At 54.1% G+C, this 19,873-nt stretch carries 16 protein-coding genes; 10 read left to right on the top strand and 6 right to left on the bottom strand.

Annotated features, from left to right (window positions below):
* Positions 1 to 82: 82 nt before the first annotated feature.
* The 6 genes from V8L71_RS10620 (at position 83) to V8L71_RS10595 (ending at position 7,142) form a co-directional block, all read left to right on the top strand.
* Positions 83 to 598: a CinA family protein gene (locus V8L71_RS10620; protein ID WP_336274102.1), complete on the top strand. Its 516-nt coding sequence runs from the start codon at positions 83 to 85 to the stop codon at positions 596 to 598.
* A gap of 40 nt (positions 599 to 638) precedes the next feature.
* Positions 639 to 1,460 (top strand): NAD(+) synthase, encoded by an 822-nt coding sequence (gene nadE, locus V8L71_RS10615; RefSeq protein ID WP_336274101.1) that lies wholly within the window; start codon positions 639 to 641, stop codon positions 1,458 to 1,460.
* A gap of 89 nt (positions 1,461 to 1,549) precedes the next feature.
* A complete protein-coding gene (locus tag V8L71_RS10610) occupies positions 1,550 to 2,695 on the top strand; it encodes an exonuclease SbcCD subunit D (protein ID WP_336274100.1) in 1,146 nt (381 codons plus the stop codon).
* Positions 2,692 to 5,757, top strand: coding sequence for an AAA family ATPase (locus tag V8L71_RS10605; RefSeq protein WP_336274099.1), 3,066 nt, complete (start codon positions 2,692 to 2,694; stop codon positions 5,755 to 5,757). Before V8L71_RS10610 ends, V8L71_RS10605 begins: the two co-directional genes overlap by 4 nt.
* 153 nt (positions 5,758 to 5,910) lie before the next feature.
* A complete protein-coding gene (locus V8L71_RS10600; RefSeq protein ID WP_336274098.1) occupies positions 5,911 to 6,654 on the top strand; it encodes a tellurite resistance TerB family protein in 744 nt (247 codons plus the stop codon).
* Complete coding sequence (locus V8L71_RS10595; protein ID WP_336274097.1) at positions 6,654 to 7,142, top strand: phosphatidylglycerophosphatase A family protein; 489 nt, start codon at positions 6,654 to 6,656, stop codon at positions 7,140 to 7,142. Before V8L71_RS10600 ends, V8L71_RS10595 begins: the two co-directional genes overlap by 1 nt.
* A gap of 113 nt (positions 7,143 to 7,255) precedes the next feature.
* Here the strand turns inward: V8L71_RS10595 and V8L71_RS10590 are convergent, their stop codons facing one another.
* The 6 genes from V8L71_RS10590 to V8L71_RS10565 form a co-directional block, all read right to left on the bottom strand.
* Positions 7,256 to 8,638 carry an NAD-dependent succinate-semialdehyde dehydrogenase gene (locus V8L71_RS10590; RefSeq protein ID WP_336274096.1) on the bottom strand — a complete coding sequence of 461 codons (1,383 nt, stop codon included), beginning with the start codon at positions 8,636 to 8,638 and terminating at the stop codon, positions 7,256 to 7,258.
* 249 nt (positions 8,639 to 8,887) lie between these two features.
* Positions 8,888 to 9,682, bottom strand: a complete 795-nt coding sequence (locus V8L71_RS10585; RefSeq protein WP_336274095.1) for an IclR family transcriptional regulator — start codon at positions 9,680 to 9,682, stop codon at positions 8,888 to 8,890.
* A 96-nt stretch (positions 9,683 to 9,778) separates the two neighbouring features.
* Positions 9,779 to 11,071 (bottom strand): NAD(P)/FAD-dependent oxidoreductase, encoded by a 1,293-nt coding sequence (locus tag V8L71_RS10580; RefSeq protein WP_336274094.1) that lies wholly within the window; start codon positions 11,069 to 11,071, stop codon positions 9,779 to 9,781.
* A gap of 12 nt (positions 11,072 to 11,083) precedes the next feature.
* On the bottom strand, positions 11,084 to 11,812 hold the full coding sequence (locus tag V8L71_RS10575; RefSeq protein ID WP_022522436.1) for an amino acid ABC transporter ATP-binding protein: 729 nt from the start codon (positions 11,810 to 11,812) through the stop codon (positions 11,084 to 11,086).
* Positions 11,809 to 12,474, bottom strand: a complete 666-nt coding sequence (locus V8L71_RS10570) for an amino acid ABC transporter permease (RefSeq protein ID WP_022522437.1) — start codon at positions 12,472 to 12,474, stop codon at positions 11,809 to 11,811. The genes V8L71_RS10575 and V8L71_RS10570 overlap by 4 nt, the downstream gene beginning before the upstream one ends.
* A gap of 120 nt (positions 12,475 to 12,594) precedes the next feature.
* A complete protein-coding gene (locus tag V8L71_RS10565) occupies positions 12,595 to 13,383 on the bottom strand; it encodes an ABC transporter substrate-binding protein (protein ID WP_198556143.1) in 789 nt (262 codons plus the stop codon).
* 406 nt (positions 13,384 to 13,789) lie between these two features.
* Here V8L71_RS10565 and V8L71_RS10560 point away from each other — a divergent pair, with 406 nt between their 5' ends.
* From V8L71_RS10560 to V8L71_RS10545, 4 genes are all read left to right on the top strand, one after another.
* A complete protein-coding gene (locus V8L71_RS10560) occupies positions 13,790 to 14,962 on the top strand; it encodes an iron-containing alcohol dehydrogenase (protein ID WP_101147720.1) in 1,173 nt (390 codons plus the stop codon).
* Between the two features lie 76 nt (positions 14,963 to 15,038).
* Entirely contained in the window at positions 15,039 to 16,460 is a 1,422-nt protein-coding gene (locus V8L71_RS10555) for a hypothetical protein (RefSeq protein ID WP_101147721.1), read from the top strand.
* A gap of 94 nt (positions 16,461 to 16,554) precedes the next feature.
* A complete protein-coding gene (locus V8L71_RS10550; protein ID WP_336274093.1) occupies positions 16,555 to 18,153 on the top strand; it encodes a sigma 54-interacting transcriptional regulator in 1,599 nt (532 codons plus the stop codon).
* Between the two features lie 24 nt (positions 18,154 to 18,177).
* Complete coding sequence (locus V8L71_RS10545) at positions 18,178 to 19,641, top strand: NAD-dependent succinate-semialdehyde dehydrogenase (protein ID WP_336274092.1); 1,464 nt, start codon at positions 18,178 to 18,180, stop codon at positions 19,639 to 19,641.
* The last annotated feature ends 232 nt before the right edge of the window (positions 19,642 to 19,873 follow it).

Below are 19,873 nucleotides of genomic sequence, written 5' to 3'. Positions count from 1 at the left end.
TTTAGACAAATAACGGTGCTTAACTATAGTGCCTCAAAGGTGTGAATGGAGTCAGAGGTATGACGTTATAAGGAGATAAGCAATGGAACTGCTTGAAAAGATTAGTGAGTATCTAAAAAAGCACGAACTCAAAATGGCCACGGCTGAATCGTGCACGGCGGGGCTAATTGTTTCAGAGCTAGCGGGCATACCGGGTAGCGGGCAATCGATCGATTGTGGATTGGCTGTTTATTCACCCGAGGCCAAAAATCGCTATTTAGCTGTCAGTTTTGACACCATCGATACGTATGGCCTGACTAGCGAAGTCACCTCACGCGAAATGGCGTTAGGCGCTTTAAACAATAATGATGCCAATGTTGCCATAGCGAACACCGGTATTGCGGGCCCAGAGCCCCATGATGATATACCGGTGGGAACCGTTTGCTTTGCCTGGGCGTTTCGACATGCCCAAGAGGTATACATGATAGTGGAGACGAAACGCTTTTCAGGTGATCGTAATGAGGTACGTCTTGCCGCTGCGCACTATGCGCTAGAAATGTTGCCAAAGCATCATGGTGATGTATTGGCAGGCAAAGCGCCCCGCGTTGATGAATCTTAATGATGAAATCTCTATCCATAACCGGAAGGCAGGAAGCCACATGACTAACCAAGTAACTCAGCAGCGTATCCAGGCAGATTTGCAGGTAAAAGCATCGATTGAGCCGCAGTATGAAATTGAGGCGCGCGTCGATTTTCTGTGCAGCCAGATGATAGAGACAGGACAGCACGCGCTTGTGTTGGGGATTAGCGGCGGGGTGGACTCCACCGTTGCTGGTCGTTTAGCCCAACTGGCCGTCGAAAAGGCCCGCGAAAAGGGGGTTGAGGCACGCTTTTATGCCATCCGGCTGCCTTACGGCGAGCAGAAAGATGAGGATCACGCTCAACAGGCACTAACGTTTATTACCCCTGATGAAGTGCTTGATATCAATGTGAAGCCAGCCAGTGACGCCTTGCTAGCGTCCTTGGAGGAGGGTGGATTAACGTTTCAAGATGCCGCCCAACGCGACTTTGTATTAGGCAATATTAAGGCGCGTCAACGCATGGTGGCACAGTACGCGGTTGCTGGCGCCAAGTCGGGTTTAGTGGTGGGAACCGACCAAGCAGCAGAAGCATTGATGGGCTTTTTCACCAAGTATGGTGATGGCGCCTGCGATCTGGTGCCGCTGACAGGGCTTACCAAAGGACAGGTGAGAGAGGTCGGTGCTGCGTTAGGCGCGCCCGTTATACTGGTAGAGAAACAGCCCACTGCTGATTTAGAGTCGCTTAAACCTCAATTGACTGACGAAGAGGCATTAGGCGTCACTTACACCGAAATCGATGCCTTTCTTACCGGTCAGCAGGTTAGCGAACAGGCCTACACCACCATTACCAACACCTATCAACGCACCGATCATAAACGCCAGCTCCCCAGAACGCCGTAACGACATTTTCTATAAGCTCAACGCTAGCGCTAAACGCAGCGCCAATAGGTTGCTATGATGCCGCGACACTATTGGCTGTTGAGCTTGTTATGCGTTTACTCCACACCGCTGATTGGCACCTGGGTCGGCTATTTCACAACCTTTCGTTGCTGGAAGACCAGCGCCATGTGCTTAACCAGCTCATCGAAATAATTGACCGGGAAAACGTCGATGCGGTGCTGATTGCGGGCGATATCTACGACCGTTCGGTGCCGCCTTCGGCGGCGGTAACGCTGCTCGATGAGGTGCTGCATGCGCTATGCGAGGTGCGCAAGCTGCCGGTCATCATGATTTCAGGCAACCATGATGGCGCCGAGCGGTTGCGCTTTGGCGCGCGCCACCTACGCCAAGCCGGGCTGCATATTCTCTCCGATTTAGCTGAGTTTGCCACGCCGGTTACGCTGACCATTGACGGCCTCGAAGTGGATATATTCGGCATTCCTTACGCCGACCCTGAGCATGTGCGCAGCCTGTTTAACGTGGAAGTGCGCGACTTTGACGGCGCCCATCGCTATTTGGTCGAGCAGATTAGCGAGCGCCGCCATGCAACACGCCCCTGCCTACTAATGAGCCACTGCTTTGTAGATGGCGGCAGCGCGTCTGATTCTGAGCGCCCGCTAACGTTAGGCGGTGCCGAAAGCGTGGCTTGGGAGCCTATGCAGGGCTTCGATTATGTGGCGCTTGGCCACCTGCACGGCCCGCAGTATCGCGGCGGTGAGCATATTCGCTATAGCGGCTCCTTGCTCAAGTACAGCTTTTCCGAAGCCAGCCAGAGCAAAGGCGTCACACTGGTGGAAGTAGGCGCGAGCGGGATAAAGCACATCGAACAGATTCCGCTAATACCCAGCCGTGAAGTGCGCGTATTAGAGGGTGAGATTGATGCGCTAATCTCCCAGGGAAGAACGGATGCACAAGCAGACGATTACCTGTTGGTGCGGTTGACCGATCGCCACGCCATCCTCGACCCCATGGGCAAACTGCGTGAGGTGTACCCCAATGTGCTGCATCTGGAAAAGCCCGGCATGCTGGAAGCACGAGGCACTCAGCAACTTGACCGCGAGCGGTTACGCTTTGATGCCCTAGATATGTTTAGTGACTTCTTCACTCAGACCAGCGGTGATGCCATGAGCGATAAGCAAGCTAGCGCCATGGCCGAGTTGATTAACCAGCTGCAGCGCGATGAGGCCCAAGAATGACGCCGTTAACCCTTACCATGCAGGCGTTCGGCCCCTTTGCAGACACAGAAAACATCGATTTCACTGCGTTAGGAAGAAGCCCGCTATTTCTGATTAATGGCCCAACAGGCGCAGGCAAAAGTTCGATTCTGGATGCGTTATGTTTTGCGCTCTATGGCCAAACGACGGGTAACGAGCGTGAACCTTCTCAGATGCGCTGCGACCAAGCGAACGCCACGCTGCTAACGGAAGTTACGCTTGATTTTCGCTTGCGCGGGGCGGATTACCGGGTACGCCGCGTGCCGCAGCAAGAGCGCCCCAAGGCACGTGGCGAAGGCACCACCACCCATAACGCGGAAGCGCAGCTATGGCGCTTAAACGCGGATGGCGAGGTAGAGACTTGCTTGGTGGCGCGCAAAGTCAACGATGCCACCGCTGAGCTGCAAACCTTGATAGGTCTGGATGCCAACCAGTTTCGCCAAGTGATGGTGCTGCCCCAAGGCAAGTTTCGTGAACTGCTGATAGCTGACTCCAAAAAGCGCGAGGAGATATTTTCCCAGCTGTTTCAAACGCAAATATTTCAGCGTATTGAAGAGCGTTTGCGCCTTCAGGCCAATCAAATTGAACGGGAAGTGAAAGAGCATCGCCAACATATCAGCGGCATTCTCGCCGGTGGTGAGCTGGAGAGTGAAGCGGCTTTAGAGCAAGAGCTTGCAGCGTTGACGCCCCAGGTCGAGCAAGCGCGAAAGGACTTCGAAACCGCCCAACTGCAGCGACGTAAAGCCGAAAAACAGCGTGATGATGCCCAGGCACTTCAGCGTCAGTTTGAAGCGCGGGATAGCTTGGCGGCTGAAAAAACGCGCCATCTTGAACAGCAAAGCCAGATCGTCAGCATCCAGGGCCATTTGACTCAAAGTGAGCACGCTCAGGCGTTGCGCCCCCAGCGTACGGCGTTAATCCAGGCGCAGCAGGCGCTAAGCACCGCGCACGCGGAACAGCAGAAGGCAGACGCCGCACTGAGCAGCCAGCGCACTAGCGCGGAGCAGGCGCAGCGTGCATTTGAGGCGGCCCGCGAGCGTCAGGCAGGGCTTCCTGAACTGCGCGAGCGCCATCGCCAGTTGAGCGAGTTTATTCAAAAAGGCCAACAATTAAGCGAACTACAGGCGCGATTCCAAACGGCACAAGCCGCTTGGCAACAAGCTGACGGTGCCCTCAAGCGCGATGAGGCGCAGTTGGACACCATTCGCCAACAGGGCGAGGCGGCAGGCGTTAATCTCGAACGATTACAGGCGGAACGCCAGCAGCTGGCCAGCGCCCCTGTTGAGCTACATCGCTATGAAACGCTGCTAACCCAACGTAAAGAGCTGGATGCGCTAACCGATCAGGGATGCGAGCTCACCACGCAACAACAGCAGGCAACAGCAGCGCTAGATCAACGGCGCAGTGAGTCAGAGCAGGCGGAACGCTTCGCTACTGAGCAGGAGATGCGGTGGCACCAAGGGCAGGCCGCGCTGTTAGCGCTCACTCTTGAGGATGATGCCCCTTGCCCTGTCTGCGGCAGCCTGGCGCATCCGGCCCCGGCCGTTAATAACGCAGACATCGTCACCAAAGAGCAGGTGGAAGACGCGCGCTCAGCCCAGGCGCAGGCCCGCCAATCTTTCCAGGACGCTGAACGCCATCACCAGCAGCTAGCGCAGCAGATAAGCTACCACAGCGAGCAAGTACAGCGACTCATTCAGCAGTTAGGCAAGTGGGCTAGCCAACCGCTGAATGAGCTACAAAAAGTCTGTGATGAGTTGCATCGCCAGGTCTCTCGGCAGACAAGCGTTGAGCGCGAGATTAGCCAACAAATCACCGCCCGTGATGCGTTAAGGCGTGAATGGGGCGCGCTAGATAAACAGCTTAAAGCCCAGCGGCCCGCGGTTGAAAAAGCCAAAGAGGACGCGTTAAGGCTAGAAAGCCAGCGCGATCAGTTGAGTCAGTCACTGCCTGAAAATGCCCGTGACCCCATCGCAATGCGCCAAACGCTCACGGAACTTGAGCGACAAGTTACCCAAATTGAACAAGCCTGGGAAAGCGCTCAGCAGGCGCTGACAAACAGCCAAACCCAACTGGCGCGAGCAGACGAGCAGCTAAGGGGAGCCAGCGAGCGAGTCGAGCAGGCTAAACAAACACTTGAACAGACCCAAGTAGAGTGGCAGTCAGCGCTTCAGGCCAGCCCCTTTGAGGATGAGGCTGCCTTTCAGGCAGCCCAACTGGATGACGCTCAGCGTCAGGAGCTCATTCACCAGGTAGACACGTACCAGCGCCGTTTGGCCGAATTAGAAGGGGCGCTGCAGAATTACCACGCTCAACTGGCTGAAAAAACGCCCCCCGATTTGGCTACGCTTTCTAGTCAAACCGAGGCCGCCCAAGCGGAAGAAAACACCCAGTTAGAGGCGTGGCGGATGCTGGATGGTCGCTTAACCACGTTGCATGGCATCCGCCAAAAACTGGCCAAGGCGCACACGGCTCAGGCTGAACTTGAAGCCCAGTATCAGGTGTGGGGCACGTTGAGCGAGGTCGCCAACGGCCGCACCGGGCACCGCATTAGCCTGCAGCGCTTTGTGCTGGGGGTGCTGCTGGATGACGTTCTGATTCAGGCTTCTGAACGGCTGGTACGCATGAGCCGCGGGCGTTATCAGTTGGTGCGCCGCGAGGATCCCACTAAGGGCAACAAAGCGTCAGGCCTCGAGCTGGATGTGGCTGACACTTACACCGGCAAGAACCGTTCGGTAGCAACGCTTTCCGGCGGGGAGTCTTTCATGGCAGCGCTGTCGTTAGCGCTGGGCCTTTCGGATGTAGTGCAGGCTTACGCTGGCGGTATTCAACTGGATACGCTATTTATCGATGAAGGGTTTGGTAGCCTCGATCAGGATGCCCTGGATCAAGCCATTGCCATGCTTAGCGAACTGCAAATGGGCGGGCGCATGATTGGGGTGATTTCCCATGTCAGCGAGCTCAAAGAGCAAATGCCCATCCGTATAGAGGTGAGCGCGAGCCGGCACGGGAGCTCGGTGGAAGTGAAGGGCGCACTTCTTTAATTTCTAAGGTATTTAAAGACTCAGGCATTTAAAGGCTATGACATTTAAAGCCCAAGCCAGCGTTAGTTCATGCTGCGTTCATATAGAATGATTTATAAAGTGTGTTAATCGACAAACGAGCTCTAAAGATAATATCGACTTAGGAGTGCAAGGATGAACGCAAGCAAGATTTTACAGCAGCTGATGCAGCAAGCCGGCGGCAGCCAGAAGGGCGGCAGTAGCAGCGGTGTCGATGTTAAAGGCATGCTGAGTGGGCTTTCTAAGCAATTAGGCGGCGGTAGCAGTGGCCAAGGAAGCGGCTCTTCTAGCGGCTTCGATGTTAAAAGCCTGCTCGGTGGCAGCGCCATGGGCATGTTAGTAGGCTCTAAGCGCGGCCGCAGCATGGGTGGCAAAGCGCTTAAATATGGCGCCATTGCCGGGGTAGGCATGCTGGCGTGGAAAGCTTGGCAAAGCTCTCAGGCGGCAAAAAATGACAGTGGTCAGCAAAATACTGCTCAGAATGCCTCAGAGGGTGAACGGGTTGAAGTCCTCAGCGGTGAGATCCAAGAGCGTCGCAGCCTGGAGCTACTGCAGGCAATGATTATGGCGGCACGTGCCGACGGTCACATTGATGAGCAGGAACAGGCGTTGATTACCGAGCAGATCGATGCCTTAGGTGCCGATCAAGAGATGCATAACTGGGTAGAGCAGCAGTTAAAAGCACCGCTGGATGCACAGGCGCTGGCTCGTGAGTCAGATTCCCCTCAGGCGGCACGCGAGATGTACCTGATTAGTGTGGCAGTGACCGACGATCAAAACCCTATGGAACGCGCTTGGCTGGACCAGCTAGCCAGTGCCCTTAACTTACCTAAAGAGATGACGGCCGAACTGGAGCGTCAAGCTGAGCAGGCGGGTTAATGCTGGATACGTTTAATTTTTGGTTAGCGACGGGCTTTGGACTAGGGCTAGCGCCGATTGCACCCGGTACGTTTGGCTCTCTGTTGGGGATTCCCTTGGCGTGGTGGTTATTGAGCCGCCCATTGGGCCAGCAAGGGATCGTTATGGCGGTTCTGTTGGTGCTGGCAGTGCCGGTTTGCCACGTTGCCGCCTGGCATTATGATGGGTTGGATCATGGCAGTATTGTCGCTGACGAGTATGTAGCCTTTCCGCTTGCGGTTATTGGCTTAGCGGCAGCGCGTCATCCCGTGGTAATGGCGCTTGGGTTTGGTGTTTACCGCTTCTTTGATGCGTTAAAACCACCGCCGATTCATCTAACTGAGTTTGTGCATGGCGGTTTCGGTATTGTTTTAGACGATGTTGTCGCAGCGTTGATAACGTGGGTGATTATGGCGATAGGCATAAAGCTATGGCAGCGCCGAGCGTCTGAACAACATTTAAGCTCTTAATCTAAGCTCTTAATCATACGCACAACAAAAACGCCGCAGGCCTGATGAAGGCCTGCGGCGTTAGTTTTTTACAACTCACAACTCACAGCATGTTGTTGCGGTTGCTCACCGTATTACTCTTGAACGACGATAACTGATTTGGCATTGACGAACTCAAGCATGCCAAAGCCGCCGTGTTCACGACCGTAACCGGAGTCTTTAACACCACCGAAGGGCATCTCCGGTGTAGCGACACCAAAGCCGTTGATAAACACCATGCCAGTATCGAAGTACTTGCTGGCAAGCTCTGTTGCGCGCTTAACGTCTTTAGAGATGATGCCCCCGCCCAGGCCGTAACGGCTGTCGTTGGCGATACGCATCGCATCTTCATCATCTTTGGCGCGAATCAGCGCGGCAACCGGACCAAAAAGCTCGTCGTCGTATGCTGGCTGACCGGGAGTCACGTTATCCAGCACAGTGACCGGGTAAAATGCGCCTTTACCGGATGGCTTTTCACCACCGCAGAGAATCTTCGCGCCTTTGCGAACGCTCTCTTCCACTTGGTCATGAAGGCCGTCGCGCAGGTCAACGCGAGCCATGGGGCCAAGGTCGCTACCCTCTTGGGTCGGATCACCCGCCTTTAGTGACTGCATGCGTGCAACGTAACGCTCTTTGAACGCTTCATAATTTTTCTCGGTCACTACAAAGCGTTTGGCTGCTACACAGGTCTGACCGCCGTTGTAAACACGCCCTTGAACGCAGGTGTCGATCGCCACATCCATGTCGGCATCATCAAGCACCAGGTAGGCATCGTTAGAGCCCAGCTCAAGCACGGTCTTTTTGAGGTGCTCAGCGGCTTTGGTGGCCACTTTGCGACCTGCGCCGTCGCTGCCTGTCAGGGTGACGCCACGCACCGCAGAGTGAGCAATGACTTCATCGGAAATGTCATGAGAGATCACGAGCGTACGGAAAACGTTCTCGGGAAGTCCCGCTTCACGATAGATTTTTTCCAACAGCAGGCCGCTACCCGTTACGTTTTCAGCGTGCTTCAGCAGGACGCCGTTACCCGCCATGATATTGGCGATAGAGTAGCGAACTACTTGGTAAGCGGGGAAATTCCAAGGCTGAATGCCGTAAATGACGCCCATGGGTGAATAGGTCACAAAGCCACGCTCACCATTGCCGGGCTGGCGCTCTTCATCGGCTAGCTTCTTAGGACCATGTTCCGCGGTGTAGTCACAAATAGCGGTACACAGGTCAACTTCCTGGCGCGCTTGTTCAGGTAGTTTGCCCATTTCTTTGACCATCAGGTCAGCAAGCTCTTCTTTGTGCGCTTGCATTGCTTGGCCAATCGCCTTCACCGTTTTGGCGCGGCTTTCTAGTGACTCCAGGCGCCAATCGAGAAAAGCATCGTAGCAGGCATCGACTACCTGCTTGGCTTCAGCACTGCTCATGAGTGCGTAAGTATCGAGTGCTTCACCGTTAGTCGGGTTGATCGTCGTGATGCTGTTGCTCATAAGATCTCCTATTTATAGATCAACGTGTTGGTCATGACGTCCAGCTCCTGGACGCTTAATCGACCGGTCTATTTCTAATACAGAACCACTCTAGTACAAACTGAGCGCCTCTGCATAATAGAGGTACTCAGTGTGGGGCATTGATTTAATCAATCAGTTCCTTTTATTGCTCAGTGAATTTTTATAAGTTTATTTTGTTTCTCCGAGGTGTAATGGTGATTCTAAAAATATTCGGCTTAATCAATAGTTTTAGCTACGCATCCGGGCCGCTTTGGTAATGGCGCGGGCACACTCCATTAACGAGGGCGCGAGCTGTTCCAGGGCGCGGTCGAGAGTCCAGCGGCTGCTGGGCGTAGTGATGTGTACGGCAGCCACCGGTAAACCCGCGGCGTTGCGTATCGGTGCGGCAATATTGATATCGCCGAGAAAGTATTCGGCGTCGTTCCAGGCGACCCCGCGTAAGCGGCATTCACGGATCAACTCGCTAAGGGTGTCGATATTAGTAATCGTGTTGGGCGTATGGGCCTTTAGCTCACAGGCGGTTAAATAGTCGTGAACCTGGGTGTCGTCCAGCGCCGATAAAAATGCTCTACCGGAAGCGGAGCAATACATTGGCACGCTGCTGCCCACCGGCATATGAATGGGGATGTAGTGACGGCTGGTAAAACGGGCCATGTAGATCATATCGAGCCCGCAGGGTTCGGTGAGCGACACGGTTTCCAGGCAGCTGTTGCTCAGTTCCGAGAGGTAGGGGTTGGCGCAATCGACCAGTAAATCGGCTTCTAGATAATTGGCGGAAAGCGTCATCAGTCGGATGCCGAGCCGGTATTTGCGGCTGGCGGGCGCTTTGACCAGGTAGCCGAGCTGTTCGAGCGTGTGGGTGATGCGCTGCACCGAGCCCATGCTCAACCCTGAAAACTTGGCGATTTCTGAGAGGCTGAGCTCGCTGTGCTGGGCGTCAAACAGCTCGAGCAGGTCAAACGCTTTCGCAAGCGATTGATTGAACTGCGGCGAGCGTGGTTCGTTGGCGTTGGCGTGCTTCATGCTTTTATAGAATTCCTTACGTGTTCCCCTTGGGGGCTAGGCCGCAAGGGGAGCGTATCAACATCTTGTGTGTTGGTATGGAAGCGTCTGGGCGGTTTAGCGCTCCAGCCAGTCTCTGGCCCGATAGTAATTGACCACCGTTTCAACATACAGCCTTTGTAGGCCGTGCAGGGGAATCGGCTTGATGGGAGTTAGAGGAAAAGGTAGGGCTTCCTCCAGGGAATGTTCACCTAGGTGCTCTCCCAATAATTTACCCAGATGGCTGCCCATGGCCACGCCACGGCCGTTATAGCCCAGCGCCACGGTGAGCCCTGGCTGGGGCTCGTGTACATGGGGAAGCGAATCCTGGGTGATGGCGATACGGCCTGCCCAGCGAAAGGAGATCTCTACGTCCTTTAGCTGTGGGTAGAGTTTGATAATGGCGTTTTCTAGGTGCCGAAAGTCGTTGGGCTTACGTGGGTCGTTGAAGGAGCCTCGACCGCCCATCAGCAGGCGGCCGTCCCGATCGCGGCGAAAATAGAGCAGCAGCTTGCGGGCATCTGACGCCACTTCGCCACCGGGCAGAATATGATTGCCTTCCTCTGCCGTAAGGGGGCGGGTGGCGATCTGATAGCTATTGGCGGCGATTAGGCTGCTGGCGAGTTTAGGTTGCAGATTGTCACTGTAGCCGTTGGTGCAGAGCAGAACCCGCTCTGCCTGAATTTCCGCACCGCCTTCCGACATGACGCGCCAACGACCTTCGGCACGGGTAAGAGAGCTTACGCGAGTGTGTTCATGCAGCGTTGCTCCACTATCGTGCGCTGCCTGTGCCAGCCCGCGGGCGTAGGCGAGCGGATTCAACCCGCCAGCCCTGGGGTCTACCCAGCCGCCAAGATACTCTGAAGTGCCGAGACGCTCGGCGCACTGCTGCTGATCTAGCCAGGCGATGTTTACGCCGCGCGTTTGCCATTGGCGAGCACGGTATTCAATCGCTTTCAGGCTGGCATGGGTAACCGCGGGTTGAATCCAGCCGCGCTGCTGGGCGTCGCAATCAATGTTGTGCTGCTTTATAAGGTCAAACACCACATCGGCATTGCGGGCAGAGAGCTCTATCATGCGTTGGCCGCGCTCTTCGCCATAGCGTGTGATGAGTTCATCTGGGTCGTATTTGAGGCCGGGAATGACTTGGCCGCCGTTACGGCCTGACGCGCCCCAGCCGATGCTCTCGGCTTCCAGTAAGGCGGTGCTTATGCCGCGTTTGGCGAGTGCCAGGGCGGCGGAAAGGCCGGTAAATCCGCCGCCGATAATCACCACATCGCTGCGCTGGGCGCCCTGCAGCGCTGGGTAGTCTCTGCCCGCGGGGGCTGTGTCAGCCCACAGGGAAGGGGGCATATGAGATGGGTTTGCCATCCTTGGTCTCCGCTAATGGTTTAGCACGCGGCGCAGAAAATCCTGGGTGCGCTCGTGGGAAGGCTGGGTAAGCAGCGTGTGGGCGTCGCCGGATTCGACAATTTGCCCGCCATACAAAAAGCAAACGCGGTCGGCGACTTCCTTGGCAAAGCCCATTTCATGGGTGACGACCACCATGGTCATGCCTTCGTTGGCCAGGTCACGCATGACGGTTAACACATCGCCCACCAGTTCGGGGTCGAGGGCGGAGGTGGGTTCATCGAACAGAATGGCTTCCGGTTGCATGGCCAGGGCGCGGGCAATGGCGACACGCTGCTGTTGGCCGCCGGATAGCTGCTGTGGATAGGCTTCGACTTTGTCGCCTAGCCCGACTTTCTCCAACAGCGCGATGGCGTTGGCGTGGGCGGTTTCACGGGGTTCGTTTTTGACGAAGATCGGCCCTTCCATCACGTTTTCGACCACCGTGCGGTGAGGGAATAGGTTGAAGCGCTGGAAGACCATGCCGACTTGAGTACGCAGGTCGTTAATATCTTTGCTGACCACATCGACCTGGCGGTCATTGATCGTAATGCTGCCCTGATCATAGGACTCCAGGCCGTTGATACAGCGAAGGACGGTCGACTTGCCAGAGCCTGAGGGGCCTATCAGACACACCACTTCACCCTTGGCGACCGTTAGGCTGACCCCTTTGAGCACTTCTACGTCGCCAAAGGATTTATGAATAGCGTTGATATTGATCATGATTTGCCTCCTTTCGCTGACTTGCCGAAATAGCGCTCTAGGCGGTTAACGCCAAAAATCAGCGGTAGACTAAGGCAGAGATAGAGCAGGGCAACGAGGGTATAGACTGTGGTGTTCTGAAAGGTGGAGGCGGCAATTAACTGCCCGGCCCGGGTCATTTCGGCGACAGTGATGGTGGAGGCTAGCGATGAGTCTTTCAGAATCATGACGGCCGTATTGCCATAGGGTGGCAGCGCAATGCGTATCGCCTGGGGCAGTACGACGCGGCGCATGATGAGCTTGCTTTTCATGCCGATGGATCTGGCGGCTTCAATTTGCCCTGCTTCAATCGCTTCGATACCGGCGCGGAAGTTTTCCGCCTGGTAGGCGCTATAGGCGACGCCAAGCCCGATAATACTTGCCTGGAAGGCGCTAAGTTGTATGCCGAGTTCGGGGAGTACGAAGTAGATATAAAACAGTTGAACGATAATCGGTAGGCCGCGCACCACATTGATGAAGGTGCCTGCAGTGAGCGACAGCGCCCGCACGGGCGAGAGCTTCATCAGGGCTAAGAGCAGGCCGAGCAGGGTGCTTAGCAGTAGGGCGCCAATGGTGATCTGCACCGTAATCAGAGCACCTTTTAATAGAATGGGTAGAAAGGCGGTGATGTCCGAAAACTCCATGGGAAGCCTTTATTTTGCATGCACTTCTTCAACTACCCCCGAAGAGGCAGTGAAGCAGTGCTGGGGTGATCATTAGCAGGCTGTTTCGTTAACGCTGCCGGTGGGTTACCTGGGTGTGGTTTACAAGCCCCACTCTTCGAAGATGGCATCGAGAGTGCCATTCTCTTTCAGGTGAGCAAGCGAGGTGTTCACTTGTTCCAGCAGTTCGGTGTTTTCCTGGTCAACCGCAAAGCCGATATGGCCAACCATTTCCTGCTCGTAGTTGTCTGCTAGCTGGAGTTCTGGAAAGCGGTCTTGGCTGAGGTGGTAGCTCATGATGGGGGCATCACCGACACCCGCCACGATGCGGCCTAACGAGATGTCACGCATCATGTCTGCCCAAGAGTCGTAATTGCGGATCTCTGGAAAAATGCCCATGTTGTTGAGCTGTTCGACGTAGGTGGTACCGACCTGGGCGCCAGTCACTTCGCCTGAGAGGTCTTCCAGTGTGTTGATCTCGCCATCGTAGTCCTGACGGGTAACGACCCCTTCGCCATAGGGGTAGACATCATCGCTGAACGCGACCTGTTTGGCGCGCTCTTCGGTCTTCAGCATTGCGGCGGAAATTATGTCGATATGCCCAGCGGTCAGCGAGGGTATCAAGGCGTTGAACTGAGACTCCTGAATAGTGACCTCATAGCCCATATCTTCGCCCAGTGCATTGACCAGATCGACCATCGCGCCGGTGATCTCATTGGTTTGCACGTCCAGGAACGTAAACGGAATCCCGCTTGGCGTTCCGCCTGCTTTTAGCACTTCCTGTGCGTTTGCCGTAGTAGCACCAAGCGATAAGGCTGCGCCCAGTACCGCCGGTAACAGCATCGCTTTTTTAAAGTGAAGAAGAGGTTGGCTGTTGGATGTGCGTTTCATTGGGTCACCATTGAGAGTGTTGGGGATTGTTATTTACGCCTTGTTAAAAGCTATTCGGTAACGTCATTTCAGAGCCTAGGTGAGTTTTATTTATCGGCAAGAGTTATTATTTATCGCATAGCGATAAAAATATCTGACATGTTTGTTTGAAGGGCGTAGTTACCTTGCTCGGGCCAATATGTGGTTACGTTGATGAATTAAGTCATCAAAATGTCGCTATTCGATGATTTTTTGCATCCCATATACCTGCATGATTTTATCTTTAATTTTTTTATCAATTAAATCAGTTGGTTGTTTGTTTTTTTTGGTTGGCATGGCGTTTGCTAAGTAAAAAATAGCCAGCGTTATTCTCGGTTTGATAATTGAGCTGGTAAAACCACCAATAAAAGCTAATAGGAAGCGCCATATGCAGTTAACTAGCTTTAATCAAGTGAGTAGCTTTAAAAGCGCCGGGAAGCTGATTACCGGCCATGGGGCCGCTCAGCAGTTGCAGCCTTATGTTCAATCGTTGGGTATGCAGCGCCCCTTAATCGTTACCGATAGTGGTGTGGTGGCTTCAGGCACGCTGGATATGATTACTGAGCAGCTCACGGCACTAAAGGTGACCTATGAGGTGTTTGATCAGGTAACGCCCGAGCCGGAAGTAGAAATAGTCGAAATGTGCACCCGTGCTTTCAATGCTGGCAAGCACGACAGCGTCATCGCTGTAGGCGGCGGGAGTGCCATGGACATCGCTAAGTGTGTAGCGGTATATGCGCACTACGAAGGTCCGCTGGAGGCGTTGTTTGGCGAGAACAAGGTTGACCAACGCACAATACCTTTGATCGCCATGCCCACCACGGCGGGCACCGGTTCTGAAGTGACCAATATCGCGATTCTGTCGGATAAAGCCCAACAGATGAAAAAGGGCATCGTCAGTGACTGCTTATTACCGGATGTCGCGATTGTCGCCCCTGAGCTTACGTTGAGTTGCCCACGTTCTGTGACAGCGGCCAGCGGGGTGGATGCGTTAGTCCATGCAGTGGAGGCGTATCTATCTAACTTTGCCACGCCGATTACCGATGCACTGGCGGTTAAGGCAATGAACCTCATTGTGCATTCGCTCCCCAAGGCGTTTGCCAATCCCAACAATCTCCAGGCCCGTGAAGATATGGCCACCGGTAGCCTGCTGGCAGGCCTTGCCTTTGGTAATGCTGGCGTGGGCGCAGTCCATGCATTGGCGTATCCGTTAGGTGGGCGCTACCACTTGGCCCATGGGGTGACGAATGCGCTGTTACTGCCCTTCGTAATGGAGTGGAACAAGCTGGCCTGCGTCGAGCGCTTTCGGGGCATTGCGGTGGCCTTTGATGAACCCGTGGCTGGGCTTTCGGATGATGCTGTCGCCCAAGCGGTTATCCAGCGCATGCATAAGCTGTGTGCTGATGTGGAGATTCCTTCCGGTTTACGCTCGTTTGATATTCCTGAATCCGCCATTCCTGAGTTGGCCGCCGAGGCCATTAAGGTGGAACGTTTGCTGCGTAATAACCCGCGGGTATTAACGCTTGCGGATGTTGAGGCGATTTACCACGCCGCTTATTAATTCGTCGCTAATTAAAACGCTATAACGACAAAACGTTTATTAAAAATACTAACAACTTTAAACAGGAGTCCATGCCATGAGCGCTTGGAAGCAACGCGTTGACGGTGAAGAAAGCCCGTACACACCATTAGGGCCGTTTAAGCTACGCCTGCCGTTTTACCATTATCGTTTTGAACTGCCCGATTACCTGCAAGGGCTTTTGATGTGCGCGGTGGATCTTGCCGCGATCCCATTGATGATGCAGCTACTGGGCATGCCGTTTGAAGCGGCGTTGGCCATCGTCATTTTAAATGGCTTGCTTTATTTGCTGCATCACCTGTTGGGTGACCCTGTCATTCCAGGGTGGATCACACCTGCTATTCCGCTGTTGATGGCTTATGTGTCGACCTTTCCCGAGGGGGTAGACAGGGTGCATGCGCTGATTGCCTTTCAGATGATGTTGGGGGTACTGGCACTGGGCCTGGGGGTAACGGGTATGGCCAGTAAAGTGGTGCGGCTCATTCCTTCCGCCATTAAAGCGGGGGTCATTATGGGCGCGGGCTTAGCCGCCATAGTGGTGGTGTTTGATGAAGGCGGTCGTTTTGAGCAGTACCCCTTTACCATTGCGATTGCCGTAGGTGTCGCGTTTTATCTGATTTTCTCTCGCCATTTCAACAAGCTGAAAGCGCAGGGCGGCCTGTGGGGTGCCGTGGGTAAACTGGGTATTTTCCCGATTATCGTGCTGGCGATTGTGGTGGCTCCACTGTTTGGTGAAGCGCCCTGGCCAGACGTTGAGTGGGGCTTTAGTCAGCCTGATTTCGCGCTGATGTTCAGTGAATACACGGTATTTGGCGTTGGTTTACCTCCGTTGATGATGTTTTTAACGGCCATTCCGACCGTTATTGCGGCCTACATTGTGCTATTTGGCGATGTGCTTCAAAGCAAGGCACTTTTGGAAGAAGCTGATGAGAAGCGCCAGGATGAAAAAATCGACTATAACCCTAACCGCGCTCATATGATTTTTGGTGGGCGTAACTTTGGGATGAGTATTTTTGGCCCTGATGTGGTGATGTGTGGTCCGCTCTGGGCAGCGATGCATGTGGTAACGGTTGAGCGTTACAAGCAGGGCAAAGCGGCGATGAACTCTATCTTCGGTGGTTCTGGTTCATTTCGCTGGGGGACGAATACGGGGCTGTTGTTGCTGCCGATCGTGAGCCTGGTGGAGCCTATTCTAGGAATTGCGCTGGCGCTGACGCTGTTGATTCAAGGCTATGTCAGTGTGCGCATCGGCATTATGGAAGCGCGCAGCCAACGGGACTTGGGTATCGCGGGCATTATCGCGGCCATGCTGGTGATAAAGGGCGCTACCTGGGCCTTTGGGGTGGGCATTTTGCTTTGCGCGTTAATTTACGGTAAGCGCTTCTTCTCCGGTGAGGTGGATAAAACTTTCGTTAAGGATTGGGATGAGGCATCCCAGCCCGTTGAGGATCCTGAGCCGGAAGTGCCATTGCGCAAATAACAGTCTCTGCCTTTATAGTGGTTTAATCGCCAAAAGGTTGGAAAACCAGTGTTCACCGCTTAGGCGGTGGACCTGGCCTGTGAGAGGAACTGTTATGCAACGGATCGAAGAGGGGCTTTCACTGGAAACCGCACTGCCGTTATTTGATTTACACGGCACTGATGCGGTGGAAGTCTTTGATACCCAAGGTCAGGTCATTGGGGTGTTGACCCGTACCGATATCGAAAAGGCGCAGTGTGATGCGACGTTGGGCCAGTTGGTGGGCGAGTGTATTCGCTACCGTGTCACCGGTATTAAACCGCCGGTGGAAGCTGAAAGCGTAGATGCGTTTGGTTTTGACCAAGAGCCGATGCGTTCACTGTTGGATGCTTTGCATGACGGGGTTTATATCACCGATGCCAACGGTATTACGGTAACGATCAATAAAGCCTATGAACGTATCACCGGCATTTCGCGCGCTGAGGTAGTGGGCTTTCATATGGCGGATTTGGTGAAGGCAGGGTTTATTTCCAAATCCGCGTCGTTGGAAGTCATCCGTGAACGCCGCCCGATTACGCTGGCGCAGACTATCCATAACAGCCGCAAGATCGTAGTCACTGGAACGCCTATGTTCAGTGCCGATGGCTCGATTGCTTATGTGGTTACCAGTGTTCGGGATATCACTGAGTTGCTACTGGCGAAACATGCCCAAGAGCAGCTAGAGCAAATTCAGCGCATCCGCGAGGCATATAAAGTGCCCGAGGTTATGGCGCTAAGCGCGCCGGGGGTGATCACTAGCCAACAAACGGAGCCCTGCTTTGCGCTTGCCAGTCGAGTCGCGAAAACAACGGCGAAGATTCTGATTCAAGGTGAAACAGGCACCGGTAAAACGCTATTGGCCCGCTATATACATCAGCAAAGCGACCGTGCGGATGGACCTTTTATGGAGCTTAACTGTACGGCATTTCCTGAAGGGTTGCTGGAAGCGGAGCTGTTTGGTTACACCGCAGGCGCATTTACCGGGGCGTCCCCTAGAGGCAAACAGGGGCTATTGGATGTGGCTCATGGCGGTACGCTTTTTCTGGATGAAATTGGCGATTTACCTCTCGCACTGCAGGTAAAACTACTCAAAGTGGTGGAAGAGAATCGCTACTTGCCGGTAGGTGGGACAGCTTTTCGTCATGCCAACGTACGTCTGATTACCGCTACTCACCAGGATTTAAATGATCGGGTAAAGCAAGGGCTCTTTCGCGAGGATCTGTTTTATCGCATTAGCGTGGTGCCGCTATGGCTGCCCCCTTTGCGGCAACGGCGCGATGAGGTGATTCCATTGCTGAACTATTACCTAGACCATTTTAATCAGTTGCATGGGGTAGAAAGGGGTTGGAACCCCGAGGCGTTGGAGTTGCTTTCTAGCTATTCGTGGCCTGGCAATATTCGTGAGCTGATCAACTTAACCGAGCGTTTATCCGTCACGGTTTTAGACGATGAGATAACCGCAACGGCACTGCCGAACGAGATATTCCCAAGCACTCTGTTTAGCCAACCGCCCGTGAGTGGTGATCTTCGCCAGCAGGTAATGCAGTTTGAACAGCAAGTCATTCAACAGGCGCTTACTCGCCATGGCACGACCCGAGCGGCAGCCGCTGCATTGGGTATCGATCAGTCTACGCTGGTCAAAAAACAGCGACGTTGGCGTCAAGAACTTATCTAACCTTCACTTTGAAAGGAAAAAATAATGTCTATCTCCAAGCAAACGTTTTTTAAACAAAACGCGTACATCAACGGCCAGTGGGTGGCCGCAACGGATGGCAGTAGTGTCGCGGTCACCGACCCTGCTAGCGGTGAGACGCTTGGCCATGTCCCTAGCTTGAGCGCGGAGCAAGTCAGTCAGGCTATTGAAGCTGCTAACGCCGCATTGCCTGCTTGGCGTGCTAAAACCGCAGCGGAACGTTCGCAGCTTTTAAAACGCTGGCATGCACTGATTATGGAAAATGAGGCGGCGCTAGGCGAGCTGATGACCTTGGAGCAAGGAAAGCCGTTAAAAGAGGCACGCGGTGAAATCGGCTATGCGGCCAGCTTTATCGAGTGGTTCGCTGAGGAGGCGAAGCGCTTATACGGCGATACTATTCCCGGTCATGCGACTGATAAACGCATCATTGTTACCCGCGAGCCGGTGGGCGTTTGTGCGGCGATTACGCCGTGGAACTTCCCTGCGGCCATGATTACCCGCAAGGTGGCGCCTGCCTTGGCGGCGGGTTGTACGATTATCGTTAAGCCCGCTATGGAAACCCCGTTGACGGCGCTTGCGCTAGCGGCGTTAGCCGAGCAAGCGGGCATTCCTGCCGGGGTGATTAATATTGTTACCGGTGATGCCAAAACGATTGGCCCCGTGCTGACCGATAGCCCGATTGTGCGCAAACTGAGCTTTACCGGTTCTACCCCAGTGGGCGCGCATTTAATGGCTGCCTGTGCACCAACGGTCAAAAAGGTGTCTCTTGAGCTTGGCGGTAATGCGCCGTTTATTGTGTTTGACGATGCCGATATTGAAGATGCGGTTACTGGGGCGCTGGACAGTAAGTTCCGTAATGCCGGGCAAACCTGTGTCTGCGCTAATCGTATTTATGTGCAAAGCGGTGTTTACGATGCATTTGTTGAACGTTTGGCCCAGCGCACCAGTGAACTGAGTGTCGGTAAAGGTAGAGACGAAGGCGTAGAGGTGGGGCCACTCATCTCTGAAAAGGCGGTAGAGAAAGTTGAAGCCCATTTGCAGGATGCACTCGATAAAGGTGGTCGCTTAATCACCGGTGGTAAGCGACACGCCTTAGGCGGTACCTGGTTTGAGCCAACGGTCGTGGCTGACGTAACCGCTGACATGGCATGTGCTCGCGAGGAAACCTTTGGGCCACTAGCGCCGGTATTCAGGTTTGAAACGGAAGCGGAGGTTATTCGTCAGGCCAATGATACGGAGTATGGGTTGGCGGCGTATTTCTATGCTGAAAGCGTGTCACGGATCTGGCGCGTATCGGAAGCATTGGAGTATGGCATGGTGGGCATTAATACGGGACTCATCTCGACCGCTTCGGCGCCTTTCGGGGGTGTCAAATCGTCGGGCATCGGTCGTGAGGGGTCACGCTATGGCATTGATGAATACACCGAGCTGAAGTATCTGTGCTTGGGTATTAAGCAAACGGCTGAGTAGAAAAATTTAGTCTGATTAGGTTAACTTTGCGTGATTTCCACGAAAACGTAGGAGCGTTTGATGAAGCCCACAGACTTTTGATCTGCGGGCTTTATATTATGACGTTTACTACTAAGTGACTTCGCATAAATTATCGTGTATAAATAACAAAGATCCATCAGAGTAAAATACGGAACCATGTCTCGGCGCTTACGTTTTGTTTCTTTAACACCTGACCAGCAACGACTCTTAA

It is taken from the genome of Vreelandella indica (assembly GCF_037070225.1).
GTDB classification, from domain to species: domain Bacteria; phylum Pseudomonadota; class Gammaproteobacteria; order Pseudomonadales; family Halomonadaceae; genus Vreelandella; species Vreelandella arctica.
This window is presented reverse-complemented; position numbering and strand designations above follow the sequence as displayed.

Coding starts and splice junctions, on each gene's coding strand:
- V8L71_RS10620 (WP_336274102.1), top strand. CDS start 83: ATGGAACTGCTTGAAAAGATTAGTGAGTATCTAAAAAAGCACGAACTC.
- nadE (WP_336274101.1), top strand. CDS start 639: ATGACTAACCAAGTAACTCAGCAGCGTATCCAGGCAGATTTGCAGGTA.
- V8L71_RS10610 (WP_336274100.1), top strand. CDS start 1,550: ATGCGTTTACTCCACACCGCTGATTGGCACCTGGGTCGGCTATTTCAC.
- V8L71_RS10605 (WP_336274099.1), top strand. CDS start 2,692: ATGACGCCGTTAACCCTTACCATGCAGGCGTTCGGCCCCTTTGCAGAC.
- V8L71_RS10600 (WP_336274098.1), top strand. CDS start 5,911: ATGAACGCAAGCAAGATTTTACAGCAGCTGATGCAGCAAGCCGGCGGC.
- V8L71_RS10595 (WP_336274097.1), top strand. CDS start 6,654: ATGCTGGATACGTTTAATTTTTGGTTAGCGACGGGCTTTGGACTAGGG.
- V8L71_RS10590 (WP_336274096.1), bottom strand. CDS start 8,638: ATGAGCAACAGCATCACGACGATCAACCCGACTAACGGTGAAGCACTC.
- V8L71_RS10585 (WP_336274095.1), bottom strand. CDS start 9,682: ATGAAGCACGCCAACGCCAACGAACCACGCTCGCCGCAGTTCAATCAA.
- V8L71_RS10580 (WP_336274094.1), bottom strand. CDS start 11,071: ATGGCAAACCCATCTCATATGCCCCCTTCCCTGTGGGCTGACACAGCC.
- V8L71_RS10575 (WP_022522436.1), bottom strand. CDS start 11,812: ATGATCAATATCAACGCTATTCATAAATCCTTTGGCGACGTAGAAGTG.
- V8L71_RS10570 (WP_022522437.1), bottom strand. CDS start 12,474: ATGGAGTTTTCGGACATCACCGCCTTTCTACCCATTCTATTAAAAGGT.
- V8L71_RS10565 (WP_198556143.1), bottom strand. CDS start 13,383: ATGAAACGCACATCCAACAGCCAACCTCTTCTTCACTTTAAAAAAGCG.
- V8L71_RS10560 (WP_101147720.1), top strand. CDS start 13,790: ATGCAGTTAACTAGCTTTAATCAAGTGAGTAGCTTTAAAAGCGCCGGG.
- V8L71_RS10555 (WP_101147721.1), top strand. CDS start 15,039: ATGAGCGCTTGGAAGCAACGCGTTGACGGTGAAGAAAGCCCGTACACA.
- V8L71_RS10550 (WP_336274093.1), top strand. CDS start 16,555: ATGCAACGGATCGAAGAGGGGCTTTCACTGGAAACCGCACTGCCGTTA.
- V8L71_RS10545 (WP_336274092.1), top strand. CDS start 18,178: ATGTCTATCTCCAAGCAAACGTTTTTTAAACAAAACGCGTACATCAAC.